20 protein-coding genes are annotated in these 15,758 nt (G+C 53.6%); 12 read left to right on the top strand and 8 right to left on the bottom strand.

What is annotated here, in order from left to right; genetic code table 11:
- The 3 genes from VGM48_RS12075 to VGM48_RS12065 form a co-directional block, all read right to left on the bottom strand.
- A partial coding sequence (locus tag VGM48_RS12075) for a metalloregulator ArsR/SmtB family transcription factor (RefSeq protein WP_331579391.1) occupies positions 1 to 285 on the bottom strand: 285 nt, incomplete at its 3' end.
- Between the two features lie 108 nt (positions 286 to 393).
- Positions 394 to 1,065, bottom strand: coding sequence for a tRNA (adenosine(37)-N6)-threonylcarbamoyltransferase complex dimerization subunit type 1 TsaB (gene tsaB / locus VGM48_RS12070; RefSeq protein ID WP_331579389.1), 672 nt, complete (start codon positions 1,063 to 1,065; stop codon positions 394 to 396).
- A 35-nt stretch (positions 1,066 to 1,100) separates the two neighbouring features.
- Entirely contained in the window at positions 1,101 to 1,769 is a 669-nt protein-coding gene (locus VGM48_RS12065; RefSeq protein ID WP_331579387.1) for a 3-hydroxyacyl-CoA dehydrogenase family protein, read from the bottom strand.
- Between the two features lie 132 nt (positions 1,770 to 1,901).
- Here VGM48_RS12065 and VGM48_RS12060 point away from each other — a divergent pair, with 132 nt between their 5' ends.
- Positions 1,902 to 2,282 (top strand): RidA family protein, encoded by a 381-nt coding sequence (locus VGM48_RS12060; RefSeq protein WP_331579384.1) that lies wholly within the window; start codon positions 1,902 to 1,904, stop codon positions 2,280 to 2,282.
- A gap of 7 nt (positions 2,283 to 2,289) precedes the next feature.
- Here the strand turns inward: VGM48_RS12060 and kbl are convergent, their stop codons facing one another.
- Complete coding sequence (gene kbl, locus VGM48_RS12055) at positions 2,290 to 3,477, bottom strand: glycine C-acetyltransferase (RefSeq protein WP_331579382.1); 1,188 nt, start codon at positions 3,475 to 3,477, stop codon at positions 2,290 to 2,292.
- Between the two features lie 137 nt (positions 3,478 to 3,614).
- On the opposite strand from kbl, the gene VGM48_RS12050 reads away from it, so the two are divergent.
- From VGM48_RS12050 to VGM48_RS12030, 5 genes are all read left to right on the top strand, one after another.
- On the top strand, positions 3,615 to 3,818 hold the full coding sequence (locus tag VGM48_RS12050; RefSeq protein ID WP_331579380.1) for a hypothetical protein: 204 nt from the start codon (positions 3,615 to 3,617) through the stop codon (positions 3,816 to 3,818).
- A 94-nt stretch (positions 3,819 to 3,912) separates the two neighbouring features.
- The gene (locus VGM48_RS12045; protein ID WP_331579378.1) at positions 3,913 to 4,395 is read left to right on the top strand and encodes an RNA polymerase sigma factor; all 483 of its coding nucleotides are present in this window, start codon (positions 3,913 to 3,915) and stop codon (positions 4,393 to 4,395) included.
- 6 nt (positions 4,396 to 4,401) lie between these two features.
- The gene (locus VGM48_RS12040) at positions 4,402 to 5,436 is read left to right on the top strand and encodes a hypothetical protein (RefSeq protein WP_331579376.1); all 1,035 of its coding nucleotides are present in this window, start codon (positions 4,402 to 4,404) and stop codon (positions 5,434 to 5,436) included.
- Between the two features lie 22 nt (positions 5,437 to 5,458).
- Entirely contained in the window at positions 5,459 to 6,304 is an 846-nt protein-coding gene (locus VGM48_RS12035; RefSeq protein ID WP_331579374.1) for an outer membrane beta-barrel protein, read from the top strand.
- Between the two features lie 109 nt (positions 6,305 to 6,413).
- Positions 6,414 to 6,965 (top strand): L,D-transpeptidase, encoded by a 552-nt coding sequence (locus tag VGM48_RS12030; protein WP_331579372.1) that lies wholly within the window; start codon positions 6,414 to 6,416, stop codon positions 6,963 to 6,965.
- 55 nt (positions 6,966 to 7,020) lie between these two features.
- Here VGM48_RS12030 and acs read toward each other — a convergent pair whose 3' ends face one another.
- Both acs and VGM48_RS12020 read right to left on the bottom strand, forming a co-directional pair.
- A complete protein-coding gene (gene acs, locus VGM48_RS12025; RefSeq protein WP_331579370.1) occupies positions 7,021 to 8,934 on the bottom strand; it encodes an acetate--CoA ligase in 1,914 nt (637 codons plus the stop codon).
- Between the two features lie 129 nt (positions 8,935 to 9,063).
- Positions 9,064 to 9,648 carry an acetate uptake transporter gene (locus VGM48_RS12020; RefSeq protein WP_331579368.1) on the bottom strand — a complete coding sequence of 195 codons (585 nt, stop codon included), beginning with the start codon at positions 9,646 to 9,648 and terminating at the stop codon, positions 9,064 to 9,066.
- A 117-nt stretch (positions 9,649 to 9,765) separates the two neighbouring features.
- On the opposite strand from VGM48_RS12020, the gene VGM48_RS12015 reads away from it, so the two are divergent.
- The 6 genes from VGM48_RS12015 (at position 9,766) to nth (ending at position 15,089) form a co-directional block, all read left to right on the top strand.
- The gene (locus VGM48_RS12015; RefSeq protein WP_331579366.1) at positions 9,766 to 11,235 is read left to right on the top strand and encodes an MFS transporter; all 1,470 of its coding nucleotides are present in this window, start codon (positions 9,766 to 9,768) and stop codon (positions 11,233 to 11,235) included.
- A 30-nt stretch (positions 11,236 to 11,265) separates the two neighbouring features.
- Complete coding sequence (gldA, locus tag VGM48_RS12010) at positions 11,266 to 12,171, top strand: gliding motility-associated ABC transporter ATP-binding subunit GldA (RefSeq protein ID WP_331579364.1); 906 nt, start codon at positions 11,266 to 11,268, stop codon at positions 12,169 to 12,171.
- A 112-nt stretch (positions 12,172 to 12,283) separates the two neighbouring features.
- Positions 12,284 to 13,567 carry a phosphopyruvate hydratase gene (eno, locus tag VGM48_RS12005; protein WP_331579362.1) on the top strand — a complete coding sequence of 428 codons (1,284 nt, stop codon included), beginning with the start codon at positions 12,284 to 12,286 and terminating at the stop codon, positions 13,565 to 13,567.
- 52 nt (positions 13,568 to 13,619) lie between these two features.
- Positions 13,620 to 13,937, top strand: a complete 318-nt coding sequence (locus tag VGM48_RS12000; protein ID WP_331579360.1) for a septum formation initiator family protein — start codon at positions 13,620 to 13,622, stop codon at positions 13,935 to 13,937.
- Positions 13,938 to 14,114: 177 nt separating this feature from the next.
- A complete protein-coding gene (locus VGM48_RS11995; RefSeq protein WP_331579358.1) occupies positions 14,115 to 14,354 on the top strand; it encodes a hypothetical protein in 240 nt (79 codons plus the stop codon).
- A 3-nt stretch (positions 14,355 to 14,357) separates the two neighbouring features.
- Entirely contained in the window at positions 14,358 to 15,089 is a 732-nt protein-coding gene (nth, locus tag VGM48_RS11990) for an endonuclease III (protein ID WP_331579356.1), read from the top strand.
- Positions 15,090 to 15,092: 3 nt separating this feature from the next.
- Here the strand turns inward: nth and VGM48_RS11985 are convergent, their stop codons facing one another.
- The gene (locus tag VGM48_RS11985; protein ID WP_331579354.1) at positions 15,093 to 15,329 is read right to left on the bottom strand and encodes a hypothetical protein; all 237 of its coding nucleotides are present in this window, start codon (positions 15,327 to 15,329) and stop codon (positions 15,093 to 15,095) included.
- A partial coding sequence (locus tag VGM48_RS11980) for a DUF6934 family protein (protein WP_331579352.1) occupies positions 15,295 to 15,758 on the bottom strand: 464 nt, incomplete at its 5' end. The genes VGM48_RS11980 and VGM48_RS11985, both read right to left, overlap by 35 nt.

Genomic DNA, 15,758 nt, shown 5'->3' with positions numbered 1-15,758 from the left:
TTTGCCGTCCCGCTGGGTTTTTACGATACCGGCCCGGCGCAGGATAGCAAGGTGTTGTGAGGCAACAGATTGCTCGAGGCGAAGGTGGACATAAATTTCGGTGACAGTGAGTTTCTTGTTCTCATCCAGCAGTCGGATGATCTGCTGACGCAATTTGTGGTTGAGTGCTCTTAAGATCAGGGCTCCTTTCTTCAGATTCAAAAAATCGACTTTCACAGGAGCGCCATCAGCGCCCTCTGCGTTCACTACCATCCAATAGCTATTATTGTTCATCGTTAAGCTCATGAGCGATTACCGTTTTAAAGATTTCAAGAAGATACGTGACAGGTACGGCAAATTTATGATCAACTGTTTGAAAAAAAATGACCTAATTTTCCTAATATGATGATATAGTCATTTTCTCGTATGAGTGTAGAATTCTTTGGTATAAGCGGGCTCACAGTACGCCAGGACGGTGAATTCCTTCCGCAAATATCGTAAAAAAGCTACAATACCCAGATACCCGGCATGATAGTTGGCTTCCACGAAGCCTGCATGCGGGCTTAGAATTATAGGTTTACACTTACTGCTTCCATCTCCGAAAAACGACACCTGGTGGTCTTTTAACCATGGGGTGAAGCTATTTTCGTCGACGACCATTGCAGTTGATGGCAATATCGTCGTCAAATCATTTCGGTAAATAGCAGTGAATACTTCCATGCGTCGTGCATCGATCATCGGGCATAGAAGATCCACTCCGGAAAGCTGCTCACGCGCGGCAAAGGCCATCGTCGACAACGTGTCTTCCGCGATAAGCGGAATATCGAGAGCAAAGCAAAACCCTTTGGCAGCGGCCATTCCAACGCGTAGCCCGGTATAAGAACCCGGCCCCGCCGTAACCGCCACGGCCTGCAGATCACGCAAACGATAACCGGTTTCAGTCATCATTTGTTCGATGGCAGGATGCAGCCATGCCGCATGTTCTTTCTGCGAAGCACTCTCCGCCAGTGCGAGCATTTTTCCATCCTTTGCCAGGCAAATACTGGCCTTTTCCGTAGCCGTATCGATGTTTAAGATGAGCGCCATAACGAAACTTTCTATATCTATCTTTTAATCATATTTTAATTCCTATCCTTCACTTTTACCGCGCGCAGCAAGGCTTTCGACGGAACATAGGCAGGGTTTGTACTGCTCAATGACCCAAGCAGGCCGGCTATCTGCCCCAGTCCGATGCGCTCGCTCCACTCGAAGGGACCCAGCGGGTAGTTGGTGCCCAGCCGCATCGCCGTATCGATCTCCTCCTTTGTGCTGACCTCCGCTTCCCAGGTGAAATAGGCTTCGTTGATGATCGTCGAAAGGATGCGGGCGCTGATCATTCCAGGTACGTCCGGCACGAGCTTATAGTTGCGTCCAAGCCGCGGATAGATTGCCGCGATCCGCGATGCAATATCTGCGGCAGCTTCGGCAGCGCCAACGTCCATCGATCCTTCAGGGATCACCAGCTCATGAAGACTCCGCTCGAGAAAGCCCGGCCAGCCGTTGATCCGCACAAAGGGATAGCCTATCTCCCGGATCGTCGGCGTCACCGCGTTGACGATGATCAGCGCGGGCCGCAATTCGTTCAGCGCAGCACAGCGGTCTTTTTCATTGTCGAAATCGAGATCGATCACCACGTCTGCTCCCCGCGCGGCTTCGGGCTCGCGCACGATCCGCCAATCGATCCCTTCGCCCGGGAAGAAGAGACTTAGTTGTTCGTTGGTATACTTTTCAGTGATGGCTGCAATGATCATGGAGGCGGGAGTAAATTTGGACGCAAAGTTACCCAAAACAAGCCAAAGGCTTGTTGGCGAAGCCAGATATTGGTTATCGCCACCCGAGGCCTTAGTTTTTGCCAAAAGGCCGAAGGGGGCGATATTTGATGCATGGAAAATACGATCATCAACACGCCCAATGCCCCGGCGCCTATCGGGCCTTACAGTCAGGCCGTAAAAACCGGCAACCTCCTTTTCATCTCCGGTCAGATCCCCATCGATCCTGCCACGGGGAATGTCGACGCAAAGGATATCACCGGCGAGACCCACCAGGTGATGCACAACCTCCGCGCCATACTCACCGCTGCCGGCGTTTCTTTTGACCAGGTCGTAAAGACAACGATCCTCCTCAGCGACATGGCGCTGTTTGGCGATGTCAACACCGTCTATGGGAAATACTTCACCGGCAACTTCCCCGCCCGGGAGACCTACGCGGTGAAAGCGCTGCCCAAAAATGTGAATGTGGAGATAAGTATGATCGCAAGCCTGTAGCGTCAATCTACTTCAGCACGCCGAGCTCCTTGCCCACCTTGACAAAGCCCGCGATCGCCTTGTCGAGGTGGTGCTGCTCATGACCCGCGCTCAGCTGAACCCGGATGCGCGCCTGACCCTTTGCGACCACCGGGAAGAAAAAACCGATCACATAGATATCTTCCTGTAACAGGCGGGCGGCAAAATTCTGCGCCACCACCGCATCATAAAGCATGATCGGTACGATGGGATGCGAACCCGGCCGGATATCAAAACCCGCGTCCGTCATCTTCTTGCGGAAATAGGTGGTATTGTATTCCAGCTTGTCCCGCAGCTTCGTTGTCTGGCTAAGCATATCCAGCACGGCGATCGACGCGCCGGTGATGGAAGGCGCAAGACTATTGGAGAAAAGGTAGGGGCGGCTTCGCTGCCGCAGCATCTCGATGATCTCTTTCTTTCCGCTGGTGAAACCGCCACTGGCCCCGCCAAGCGCCTTGCCCAGCGTACCGGTGATGATATCGATCCGGCCCATGACGCCGCAATGCTCATGCGTCCCGCGGCCCGTCTTGCCGAGGAAACCGGAAGAATGGCTCTCGTCGATCATGACGATCGCATCATAGCGATCGGCCAGATCGCAGATCTTGTCCAGCTGCGCGATAGTCCCGTCCATGCTGAAAGAACCGTCGGTGACGATGATCCGGCTACGGCAATCCTGCGCGGCCTTCAGCTGCTCCTCCAGATCGGCCATGGTGTTATGCTTGTACCGGAAGCGTTTCGCCTTACAAAGCCGCACGCCGTCGATGATGGAAGCATGGTTCAGTTCATCGGAGATGATCGCATCCTGTTCGCCGAACAAGGGCTCGAAAACCCCGCCGTTCGCGTCAAAAGCCGCGGCGTAAAGAATGGTATCCTCCGTACCGAGAAAGGTCGCAAGCTTCTGCTCCAGCTCCCGGTGAATGTCCTGCGTTCCACAAATAAACCTCACGCTGCTCATCCCATAGCCCCGCCGGTCGACGGTTTTATGCGCGGCCTCGATCACCGCCGGATGCGACGACAATCCGAGGTAGTTATTGGCGCAGAAATTAAGCACTTTCTTTCCGTTGACGACGATCTCGGCCCCCTGGGGACTCTCGATGACACGTTCGGTTTTGAAAAGGCCGGAAGACTTTATTTCTTCCAGCTCGGCGGCAATGCGTTTGGCAAAGGAGGAGTTCATGAAAAGATCATATTTTGGAGGCCAAAGGTAAGTAGTTGAATGCTCATCTCTTAGGTTCCCCTGCCAAAATTTTTGGCCGCCTGTAACATTTTAGTTATACCTTCGTCTTATCATATGGACCGTTCGTCCATCTTTATATGAATCGTAACAAGTACATCCGGTTGTTCGTCCTTCTCATGGTGGTTTCCGTCAGCCTGGTACTATTTTCCTATGTTCGCAGCCAGGCTTCCAAACCGGAAGACACCAACTGCGACGGCAGCAAATGCCCTTCGGGAAAGACCAAGTCGGAATTTATCCTCCTGGAATCATTGACGCGCAACTTTTTGGTCTCCAACCAATAATGGGTTTTGCAAAACCTGTTTTCCCTCCCCACGCAAGTTTTTTTATTTGGGCTGTAACTTTCTGCTGGCTATCACCGTATTATAGAGGTTGCTTATGACAGAGAAGGAATACAACGAATGCGTACGGTTATATGCGGACAATGTCTACCGCTTCATCCTGAAGAATCTTCGGCAGGAAGAAGACGCGCGGGACGTGGTCCAATCGGCATTTGAGAAGCTTTGGAAAAACAGGGAAAGCGTGGAATCCGAGAAAAGCAAGTCCTATCTCTTCACCATCGCCTACCATCAGATGATCGACCATCTGCGGAAGGTGAAGCGCGTTCAGTTGCGGGAAGAGTTCCGGGAGGAGGCGAGGGTCAGTACGCCGGTCCATCATCTGAAGAAGGCACTGGAAGATGCGCTTTCGCGGCTCAACGAGACACAACGCTCGCTGGTACTGCTGAAGGACTATGAAGGCTATTCTTATAGCGAGATCGGGCAGATCACCGGACTCAACGAAAGCCAGGTAAAGGTCTACCTCCATCGCGCGCGGATACAGTTGAAGAACTATCTGGTAAAATTGGAAAACTTAATCTAAGGCGCCATGATAACGAGAGAGAACTACGAAGAATACTTCCTGCTGTACGTCGACAACGAGTTGTCGCCGGCGGCAAGGTCGGCCGTAGAGAAGTTTGTGGGCGGGAACCCCGATCTGCGGGAAGAATGGGAAACCCTGTTGCAATGCCGGGTTCACCCCGATCGTCACGAAGTGTTCCCTGACAAGGAAGCCCTCGTGCAACAGGATCTTTTGTCCTATATCGACGGAGAACTTGACGAAGAAGGACGCCGGTCGGTGGAAGAGTTTGTCGGCCGTCATCCCTCGAAAGCAATAGAACTACAGCAATTGGTGCTCACCGTTAGCCAGCCCGATCTTTCCATCTCCTTCCCCGATAAGGACAGTCTTTACCGGTCGGAAAAGAGAAAGATTGTTTTCCTGCCCTGGATGCGGGCAGGCATCGCCGCGGCCGTGCTCGGTCTCGTTGCATTGCTGCTGCTGGTCACGCATAGAGCCGAAACGCCGACGCTGGTTCAGTCCGGTGCGCCAAAGAAAAATACCCCGGCGACTGTAACCCCTGCGACCCCTGCGCCGTTATACTCTACAGGAAAGGATGATCAGAGCCGGGAGAAAGAGATCGCGAAGAACGACCCGCCAAAACGGGTCCAACAGCGGAAAGCGCAGCCCCCGGCTCCCGTAGAAAAAGCACCGGACGTCACCGGCAGACAGCAGGAGGTCGCCCTGACGGCAACGGTTCCCACGACTACGGATAATCGCTCCGGTACCGCTTCGCTCATAGCGGAGATCCGGCCGGATGCGGGAGAAAAGACCCTGGTGAAGCCGGCAACAACCGTTGCCGCCGTCAACATTCCAAAGGAACAATCTTCTTTTGCCACCCAGGCCCTGCTGGCAGAGGCCCGGGCGGATGAAACAAAAGAGATGATCGCTGCCGCTCCTGCCGGCAGGAACAAATTACGGGGCCTTTTAAGAAAGGTATCCCGCACCCTTGGAAAAACGGCCGACCGTGACGACGATGGGCAGAAAGAGGTCCTGATCAGCGCCTTCCAGGTTGAACTCAAATAATTTATTAAAAAAAGAACGAATTATGAACCGGGTATTTTTACTTACGGCAGGACTGTGCTTTGCCCTTATCAGCAAGGCTCAAACCGACACGACGGGCGCCGGGAAGGCAAACGCGCAGGGTGATACGCTCAAGGTCGGCAACCTGCTGATCATCCGTAACGGCGCAACAGACTACAACACTTCATCGCTGCGCATCAAAACAAGACACCAGCGGCACTACCACCATGCGTCAAATGTCAGCACCAACTGGGGCATCATCGATCTGGGGCTCGCCAGTTTCAACGACAGGACCGTCTATACTTCCGCGCCTGCCCAGCAGTTTGCGCCGGGTGCGAACAAGAACTGGTTCAAGATGCGCTATGGCATGCTCCCCAAGACCGTCGACGTCAATATCTGGATCTTTATGCAGCGCCTCAACCTGATCAAGCATTACGTCAACCTGAAATATGGCCTCGGCATCGAACTCAACAACTACCGGTACGAATACAATATCCGCTATCTCACCAACCCGACGACGGTGATCATGGACACCATCAACTATAGCAAGAACAAGCTGGCGACGGATTATCTCACCGTACCCGTCATGCTCAACTTCAACTTTACCCCCGGCCGCCGTCATCCTTTCGGTCTTAGCGCCGGCGCCAGCTTCGGCTATCTCTATTCTTCGCGGCAGAAGCTGATCAGCCACGAGTTCGGAAAGGAGAAGACATTCAACGATTTCGACCTCAACTCCTGGAAGATCTCCTATATCGGCGAGATTCAGCTGGGCTGGATAAACTTCTACGCCAGCTATGCCACCCGCACCATCTTTAGCCGGGGCCTCGATCAGATTCCCTACAATTTTGGAGTCCGGATCGGCAACTGGTAAAACCTTGCAGGGCTATTCGGATGCCCGATTCCCATCCAATTGTTAAAACTTTCTTTCTCCGAAATAAACCGGCGTTGCCCTGCGTTGTCCAAGGGTAAAATGCCGATCTATGAGGTCCCGAAAACTGCTCCTTGGAAGCTTAATGGTAATCACCCTTTTCTCTTTCCGTGATGCCCACCACCGCACATCCAGCCGACGCTTCTTCCATCCCCACCTTGATGGTGAAGTATATATTGTTGTGTTGAAATCCAACTACGAACTGCAGGTTTATGACAAAGATGGCTGGTATGCCACCTATCCCGCAGTATTCGGCAGTAAGTCACTTGATGATAAAATGGTCCAGGGCGACCGAAAAACCCCGGAAGGAACTTTCCACATCTCGTCCAAACGCCCGCACGAGAAATGGTCCCGGATCATGGACCTGGACTACCCCACGGCCGCCGATATCGCCAAATTCAAAGACCGGAAGGCTAAGGGGTTGATTCCCAAGGCAGCAAGGATCGGTGACGGCATCGCCATCCACGGAACCTGGCCGCATGATGACAATGCGGTGGACGCCTATCAGATGTGGACCAATGGGTGCGTCTCGCTAAAAAATGAGGACATGGAGGAAGTCTATAATATGACCCCGGTCGGCGCGAAAGTTATTATTCAGCATTGATTTTCGCCATCAGGCTTGGCCCAACCGAACATACCGAAGTTCCGCCCCTGGCCGCCTAAAGCTTCCCATTCTTTATTTCCTCTACCACGGCCGGATCGAGCAGGGTGGACGTATCCCCCAGGTTTTGGGTCTCGCCCTCCGCGATCTTCCGGAGTATCCGCCGCATGATCTTTCCGCTGCGCGTTTTCGGCAGCCCGCTCACCAGCTGGATCTTGTCGGGTTTGGCGATAGGACCGATAATCCGCGCCACCGTCTGTACGATATCCTTACGGATGGATTCGTCATCACTCTTGCTTCCGTTGAAGATCACATAGGCATAGATCCCCTGTCCCTTGATATCATGGGGGTATCCAACCACTGCGCTCTCCACCACTCCGGTATGCATATTGATGGCGTTCTCCACCTCGGCCGTGCCGATACGGTGACCGCTGACATTGAGGACGTCATCGACACGGCCCGTGATGCGGTAGTTCCCATCGGCATCGCGCAGTGCGCCGTCGCCCGTGAAGTATAGATTGGGGTAGGTGGCAAAATAGGTCTGGCGGCAACGATCATGATCGCCATACGTCGTTCGGATGATCGACGGCCAGGGGGTTTTGATACAGAGGTTCCCGCTGATGTTATTACCCTGCAGCTCCTCGCCTTTCTCATCGACCAGGATGGGCTGCACCCCCGGCAACGGCAGGGTGGCATGGGCCGGCTTTTCGGGCGTCACCCCCGCGAGGTTGGAGATCATGATACCGCCGGTCTCGGTCTGCCACCAGGTATCGACGATCGGGCAGCGGCCCTTGCCGATATTGTCGTGATACCAGTGCCAGGCTTCTTCATTGATAGGTTCGCCTACCGTTCCCAGCACGCGCAGCGAGCTGAGGTCCTTTCCTTTTACATAGTCGAGCCCAAAACCCATCAGGCTGCGGATGGCCGTCGGCGCCGTATAGATGATATTCACCTTGAATTTGTCGACGATATCCCAGAAGCGACCGGCATCAGGCCAGGTCGGGATACCCTCGAACATCAGCGTGGTGGCGCCGGCGCTGAGCGGGCCGTATACGATATAGCTGTGACCGGTGATCCAGCCGATGTCTGCCGTACAGAAATACACCTCTCCGGCCTGATATTGAAAGACGTTGACAAAACTGTAGTTGGTAAAGACCATATACCCGCCGCAGGTATGCACGACACCCTTGGGCTTGCCCGTCGAGCCGGAGGTGTACAGGATAAAAAGCAGGTCTTCCGAATCCATGACCTCCACCGGACAGGCCGGATTACCCTGGGTCTCGACCTTGCGGACCTCATCCTCCCACCATACATCCCGGCCCTTGATCATACTAACAGGCACCCGTGTACGCGTAAGAACGATCACCTTTTTGACGGACGGACATTGCACCAGCGCGTCGTCGATCACCGACTTCAGCGGGATCGCCTTATTGCCGCGATGGGCGCCGTCGGAAGTGATGACCAGGTTGCACTGCGCGTCCTGTATCCGGTCGGCAATGCTCTGGGCGGAGAACCCGCCAAAGACGACGGAGTGGATCACCCCGATCCGGGCGCAGGCAAGCACGGCGATGGCCAGCTCGGGGACCATCGGCATATAGATACAGACCCGGTCGCCTTTCTTTGCCCCGTTGTTCTTCAGAACATTGGCAAACTGGCAAACCTTGCCGTGTAATTCTTTATAGGTCAGGATGCGGAGATCCTCTTCGGGATCGTTGGGTTCCCAGACGATGGCCGGCTGATCGCCCCTTTCCGCCAGGTGCCGGTCGAGACAGTTTTCGGTGATATTGAGCTGCGCGCCGCTGAACCAGCGGACCCGCGGTTCAGAGAAGTTCCATTCCAAGACCTTATCCCAGGGACGGCGCCATTGGAAATTTGCGGCGATGCGTGCCCAGAAACCTTCCGGATCTTCCACACTTTTTTTGTATTCGGACTTGTATTGTTCCAGGGTTTTGATCTGGTAAGGATAACTCATCTGATAGCTCGATTTTTGAGTGATTTGCAGGAATCGGTCTCTTCAAAAGATTAGCCCGATCCCTGCAAACGGCTAATGATTGTCCTCCGGACGAGCGGCCTCCTGCCGCTCCAGAAAGAATAATATTTTTTAAACGCTTCCTATCGGAAGTACGATCTTCCCGTACACTTCATTCAGCAAACCCGCCATCCCGGTATAGATGGCCGACGCTCCACAGATAATGCCCTCATATCCGGCAAAATGCTTGATCCCGCTATTCCCTGTATAATCCCCCAGCGCCAGCAGGAAGAACAAAATAGTCAACGTGGCAAAAACAAACTGCAGCGCGCGGCTTAGCTTCAAAGTTCCGAAGAAAAGCAGTAGCGTGAACACCCCCCAGGTTGCCAGATAAGCAACCATGGCTCCCTCCGACGGAGCGGCCACCCAACCCATCTTCGGCATCACGATCAGCGCAACCAGCGACAGCCAGAAAAAACCATAAGAAGTAAAGGCCGTCAACCCAAAGGTATTGTTCTTTTTGGCTTCCAGGACACCGGCGATCACCTGGGCAATACCACCGTAAAAAATACCCATGGCTAAGATCATGGAATTGTTGTCAAATACTCCGGCATTGTGCAAATTCAACAATACCGTGGTGGCGCCGAAGGCGCAAAGGCCGAGCGGCGCAGGGTTGGCAAGACCTTCCTTACTGGCAGTAACAACAGGTGGAGTCATAATCGTTAGTTGTAGTGGTTTAATTGTTTATACAATTTTAATCCTTTTTGTCAAATTCGTCGGAATCGATTGCAAATTTTGTTTTCACAAGACTGTTTGGACTAATTTTATGCCCCAATGGCATCTACCCATCCAGTCCACCCGACAAAAAAAGAGTTTCGAAAGATCGTTGCCTTTTCGTCCGTGGGAACACTCATCGAATGGTACGATTTTTTTATTTACGGTAGTCTCGCAACAGTCATCGCCGGTCAGTTCTATCCTCAGTCCAACCCCACAGCGGCGTTGTTGTACACGCTGGCGACCTTTGCGGCGGGGTTCCTCGTCCGGCCTTTTGGCGCGCGGGTCTTCGGCTTCGGGCGGGCCGGGCGTAAATACGCCTTTCTTTTGCCCTTGTTCCTGATGGGCGGGTCCACCTTTGCCATCGGGCTCATCCCGGGTTATGCGAAGATCGGTCTGGCCGCACCGATGATCGTCCTGTTGCTCCGCCTGCTGCAAGGCCTGGCATTGGGCAGCAGTGCTCCTTATGACCCGGGCCATTCCCGCGGTTTATATACCTCGTGGACCCAGGCGGCGGCTTCATTAGGCCTTTTGCTGAGCCTGGCAGTGATCCTGCTGGTGCGCCGCGGCCTCGACGCCGACACCTCGAGAAGCATCGCGAAATTTAATGACTGGGGCTGGCGTATCCCGTTTCTGGTCTCCGGGGCGCTGATGGTCATCGCTGTCAAGTTCCGGACAAAGTCGCAGGAATGGCCGGTTTCACCGGCTATGCCGGCCAGGGACGGTGCCAAAGCAGATTGGAAGTTGGTCCTGCTGGCCGTGTTTGGCGCGACCATGGGCCAGGGCGTCGTTTTTTATACCGGTCAGCTCTATATCCAGCCTTTTCTGGAAACGGTCTGTCAGATCGATTTTGACCAGTCCAGGACCATGTTGCTGCTGGCTACCTTAGTGGCTACCCCGTTCTTCATTTTGTTTGGCAGCTGGAGTGACCGGATCGGGCGAAAATGGATCATAATGACCGGCCTGCTGCTGGCCGCTGTCTCCTATCCTTTTCTTTTCCAGGCATTGAAGACCATCCCGGACACCGCAGGCCGGACCGAACTGGTCGCCGAAAAAGAGATCCGCTCCACCGTGACCTTCATCGAAAACAGTAAGGACCTCATCCATATCTCGAATACCGTTAACCACTACGAGGGCGGGCTCATCGTCACGCAAACGGAAAAAGACACCCTCTTCGGCGGCAGCAAGGCGCCCATGACCAGGCCGGTGGTGACCATCAGCCGGAAGATCGGCGGCGCCGATTACTGGAAGATTACGGGCATTCTGTTCCTGATGGTCTTTTATGCGACGATGATCGGTGGGCCGATGGCGGCATTTCTGGCCGAGCTGGTTCCCGGGGGTACAGCGCTGCCTTCGGCGATCGGCGATGGCATCGGCGGGATCACCCCGTTCATCGCCACACTGCTTACTACCCTTTGCGCCGGGCACGCGCTGGCGGGACTTTGGTATCCCGTGGGGGTGGCGGCCGTTTGTCTGATCGTCGGGATACTCTTTCTTCCCGCCAGAAGGGCCGATGCCGGGAAGGCGTAATGCTTTACCTTCGCGTCGTAAATCGGTCAAATGTCTATTGAAATAAAAGACCTTGTAAAGATCTATGGTGAGCAGAAGGCCGTAGACAGCATATCCTTCCAAGTGGACAAAGGGGAGATCGTCGGTTTTCTCGGCCCCAACGGGGCCGGCAAATCCACCACCATGAAGATCCTCACGGGCTATCTCGGCCAGGACGGCGGGGAAGCAAAGGTTTGTGGCATCTCCGTAAAAGAGAGCCCGCTCGAGACGAAGAAGAAGATCGGCTATCTTCCCGAGGCCAACCCCCTCTACCCCGATATGTATGTCCGGGAATATCTCGACTTTATTGCGGACGTACACAAGGTCGCCGATAAAAAAGCGCGTATCGAAGCCGTCATCACCCTCGTGGGCCTGACGGTGGAAAGCAATAAACGGCTGGGTCAGCTGTCGAAAGGATATAAACAACGCGTCGGTCTTGCGGCCGCGCTGATCCACGACCCCGAAGTGCTGATCCTGGATGAGCCTACCAGCGGGCTCGATCCCAACCAGATCATCGAGATCCGCGATGTCATCAAACGGCTTGGGAAAGACAAGACCGTCCTGTTCTCGTCGCATATCTTACAGGAGGTGGAAGCCCTTTGCGACCGCGTCGTGATCATCAACAGGGGCAGGCTGGTGGCCGACAGCTCGATCAGCCGGCTCCGTACCGAGGGCAGCGCAGCAGGCACGATCCGGGTAACTTTCCGGGAAACGCTGGACCCTGCTAAACTGCAGCAGCTAAACGGGGTGATCGCGGTTCTTGCGGTTTCCGATCTGGAATGGGAATTGCAAAGTGAAGAGCCTGATACGGTGAAAAAACAATTGCTGGAACTGGCTTTGCAGAACAAGTGGAACATTGTTTCTTTGCAAAGCGAAAACAGAAGTCTGGAAGCGATCTTCCGGAGCCTGACCCATTGAGAGGCCTCTGGCCTCTCGTCCAAAGGACAAACATTAGCGCTTTGCTGGAAATGCGCTATTTTTCCAGCAGCGCATTTTCAGCACATAACAAGATTAAAACTACGAATTCATCATGAGCTACATTGCCGACATTCATGCAAGACAGATCTTAGACAGCCGGGGAAATCCTACCGTCGAGGTAGACGTTGTGACGGAAAACAACCATCGCGGCCGGGCCGCCGTGCCCAGCGGAGCCTCCACCGGTATCCACGAAGCCGTAGAACTCCGGGATGGCGACAAGTCTATCTACAACGGAAAGGGAGTATTGAAAGCGGTGGCGAATGTGAACGATATTATTGCCGACCAGCTCATCGGTTTTCCCGTTAACGAGCAGGCCAGCCTCGACGCCCGGCTTCTCGACCTGGATGGCACCGACAACAAAGGCAAGCTGGGCGCCAACGCTTTGCTGGCCGTCAGCATGGCCGTGGCCAAGGCTGCTGCAAAAGAAAGCAAGCTGCCGCTGTATCGCTATCTCGGCGGGGTTAACAGCACCATGCTGCCGATGCCGCTGATGAACATCCTCAATGGCGGGGTTCATGCCGACAACAAGATCGACTACCAGGAATATATGATCGTGCCCGTAGGCGCTGAAACGTTTAGCGACGCGCTGCGCTGGGGAGTGGAGATCTTCCATCAGCTGAAATCCGTTCTGAAGAAGAAGGGCTATAGCACGAACGTGGGTGATGAAGGTGGTTTCGCGCCGGATATCCAGAGCAATGAAGAGGCGATCGAGACCGTGCTCCAGGCCATCGAAGCGGCCGGCTACAAAGTGGGCAGCCAGATCGGCATCGCCCTCGACGCTGCAAGCAGCGAGATGTACAAAGACGGCAAATACAAATTTTACAAGAGTACCGGCAAGGAGCTGACCAGCGATCAGATGGTGGAATACTGGACCTCCTGGGTCAACAAATATCCTATCATCTCCATCGAAGACGGGATGGCGGAAGAGGACTGGGATGGCTGGAAAAAGCTCACCGACGCCGTCGGCCACAAGGTTCAGCTGGTGGGTGACGACCTCTTTGTCACCAATACCCGCATCCTCCAAAAAGGGATCGACAAGGGCGTGGCCAACAGCATCCTCATCAAGGTAAACCAGATAGGCACCGTGACCGAGACCATCAATGCCGTACAACTTGCTCAGAGCCATGGCTATACAACCATCATGAGCCATCGTAGCGGCGAGACCGAAGACACCACCATCGCCGACCTTGCCGTGGCGCTTAACTGTGGTCAGATCAAGACCGGCAGCGCCTCCCGGACGGACCGGCTGGCAAAATACAACCAGCTCCTGCGCATCGAGGAAGAGCTGGGCGACGCCGGGATTTATCCCAAGGGAAGGATCAAATTCAAAAAATAAGTTGTAGATTGTTCTCCTGACCCGGCTGCCCGGGTCGGGATTTTTGTTTTGTATGAAGTGGTTGACGCATATCCCATCCTGGTTGAAGAACAAATACCTGCTGACGGCAGTAGGATTTACCGTTTGGATCCTCTTCTTCGACAACCGGGATTTCATCACCAGCCATTTCCGGGAACGGGGCGAACTGCAACGATTGGAGAAAAGTAAGAAGTATTACGAACAGCAGATCGCCGCCACCAAGCAAGAATTGGATCAGTTGAAAACCGATCCCGCCGTTCTTGAGAAATACGCCCGGGAAAAGTATCTTATGAAAAGAGACAATGAAGATCTCTTTGTGATCCGAGACGAAAACGCACCTGCCAAACATTGATTCTCATTTATTTGCACACTGCTCGCCCCCTTTTTTACTAAGCCCCGGCCGGGTACGGCCCTCGGAAAAGTTAATAATTGCTTTACCGGACAATAACAGTACCCAAATACCGTTTTCATAGCGGACGTTTCACTTTTACTGCTTCGGATTTTATTAGGACATAAAATGGTTTTGCCTATGACACTCTTTACACCGGAGGATCTTTTACGGTATTTGTATAAAGAGTCTTCCCCCGAGTTGACCGTAGCGATTGAGGCTGCGCTAAAGGAAGACTGGATGCTTCGTCAGAAACTGGAGGTTCTGCGAACTTCGTCGCATGAACTCGACGCAGTGGTCGTATCTCCCCGAATGGAAGTTATTCAGCGCGTGATGAACTATGCCAGGAAGACGGCAGTACAGGAATCTGTACAGCACTAATCAATGACCAGGAAGCAACGCTTTCAGTTCGTACTGGATTATTTCAGCAAACACAACCCGGACGCAGCTACTGAGCTTTTGTATGACAGCCCCTACCAGTTGTTGGTGGCGGTGATCCTGTCTGCACAATGCACGGATAAAAGGGTCAACCTGACCACCCCGGCCGTCTTCGAACGATACCCGGATCCTGCATCGATGGCCAAAGCTACCTTCGACGAGTTGTTTCCCTACATCAAGAGCATCTCCTATCCCAACAACAAGACCAGGCATCTTATCGGCATGGCGCAAATGCTCATAACCAAATTCGGCGGCGAGGTCCCCCTCACCGTCGACGAGTTGGTGCAGTTGCCCGGTGTCGGCCGCAAGACCGCCAACGTGATCACCTCTGTTGTCGATAACCAGCCCAATATGGCGGTGGACACCCATGTCTTCCGCGTCTCCGCACGCATCGGCCTGACGGTGAATGCGACGACGCCCCTCGCTACGGAAAAGCAGCTGCTCGAACTCATCCCCCGCGAGATGGTGCATGTCGCGCATCACTGGTTGATCCTTCATGGCCGCTATATCTGCATCGCGCGCACCCCGAAATGCCCCGAATGCGGATTGCAGCAGGCCTGTAAGTGGTTTGCGAAGCATTATGGCGAGGCGAATGCCGTGCCGGCCGATGAGCGTTTGCCCATTCTGAAAACGCGTACGCGTGCCACCGCGAAGCGCACCGCGAAAAAAAAGAAGTAAAGATTATTTGATCCCTTGCGCCCGTTTTTGGAGGAATTCAGGAAGCGGCGCCTTCTCGAAAACCCGATATGCTTCTTCCAGCGCTTTAACATAATATGGCGCAGTTTCATCGAACGGTTCGGTCGAAACGTAAAGCGGATAGGTTTCCCCGTTTTTGAAAAGCCCGGATGGAGCAACCTTGATCCATTTTCTCTTCTTCCTGATTTTATGAGATCTTTTTAAAGACAAGAAATTCTTCATAGTTGACTCCTTTTGCAAATGACGACCAATCGGCATTTCGCCTTCCCCAAACATCGTACCGACTGCTGATCTCCAACCAAGCAGACGAAATTCCCATTTGATAGAGCCTCGAACGGGAAGCCGTAGAACCTCTTAATAAAATAATAGCCTGGGGATATGAATTTACGAATTTTTCTATGGCCTCTGCGACCGTTCTTAAAATTATCCTGTGATCTCCATTGTTGGTGATGGCTCTATCATCGATATGGTCTGTCTCCGGGTCATAATCTCCAAATAAAAGATTGTAAGCATTCGGTCCCAGTTTCCGTGCACGCTGAAATCTCACAGCTTTCCTGATCCGACCATTAGGTCCATCGCTACAGAACTCATAGGTCCTGCTATCCGCATCTTCCTCAATACTATACCTCTCCCATTCCATACCCCACCTAT

The organism is Puia sp. (assembly GCF_036500295.1).
In the GTDB taxonomy this organism is placed as follows: Bacteria; Bacteroidota; Bacteroidia; order Chitinophagales; family Chitinophagaceae; genus Puia.
The sequence above is the reverse complement of the archived record's forward strand: the minus strand, read 5'-3'. Positions and strand labels throughout refer to the sequence as shown.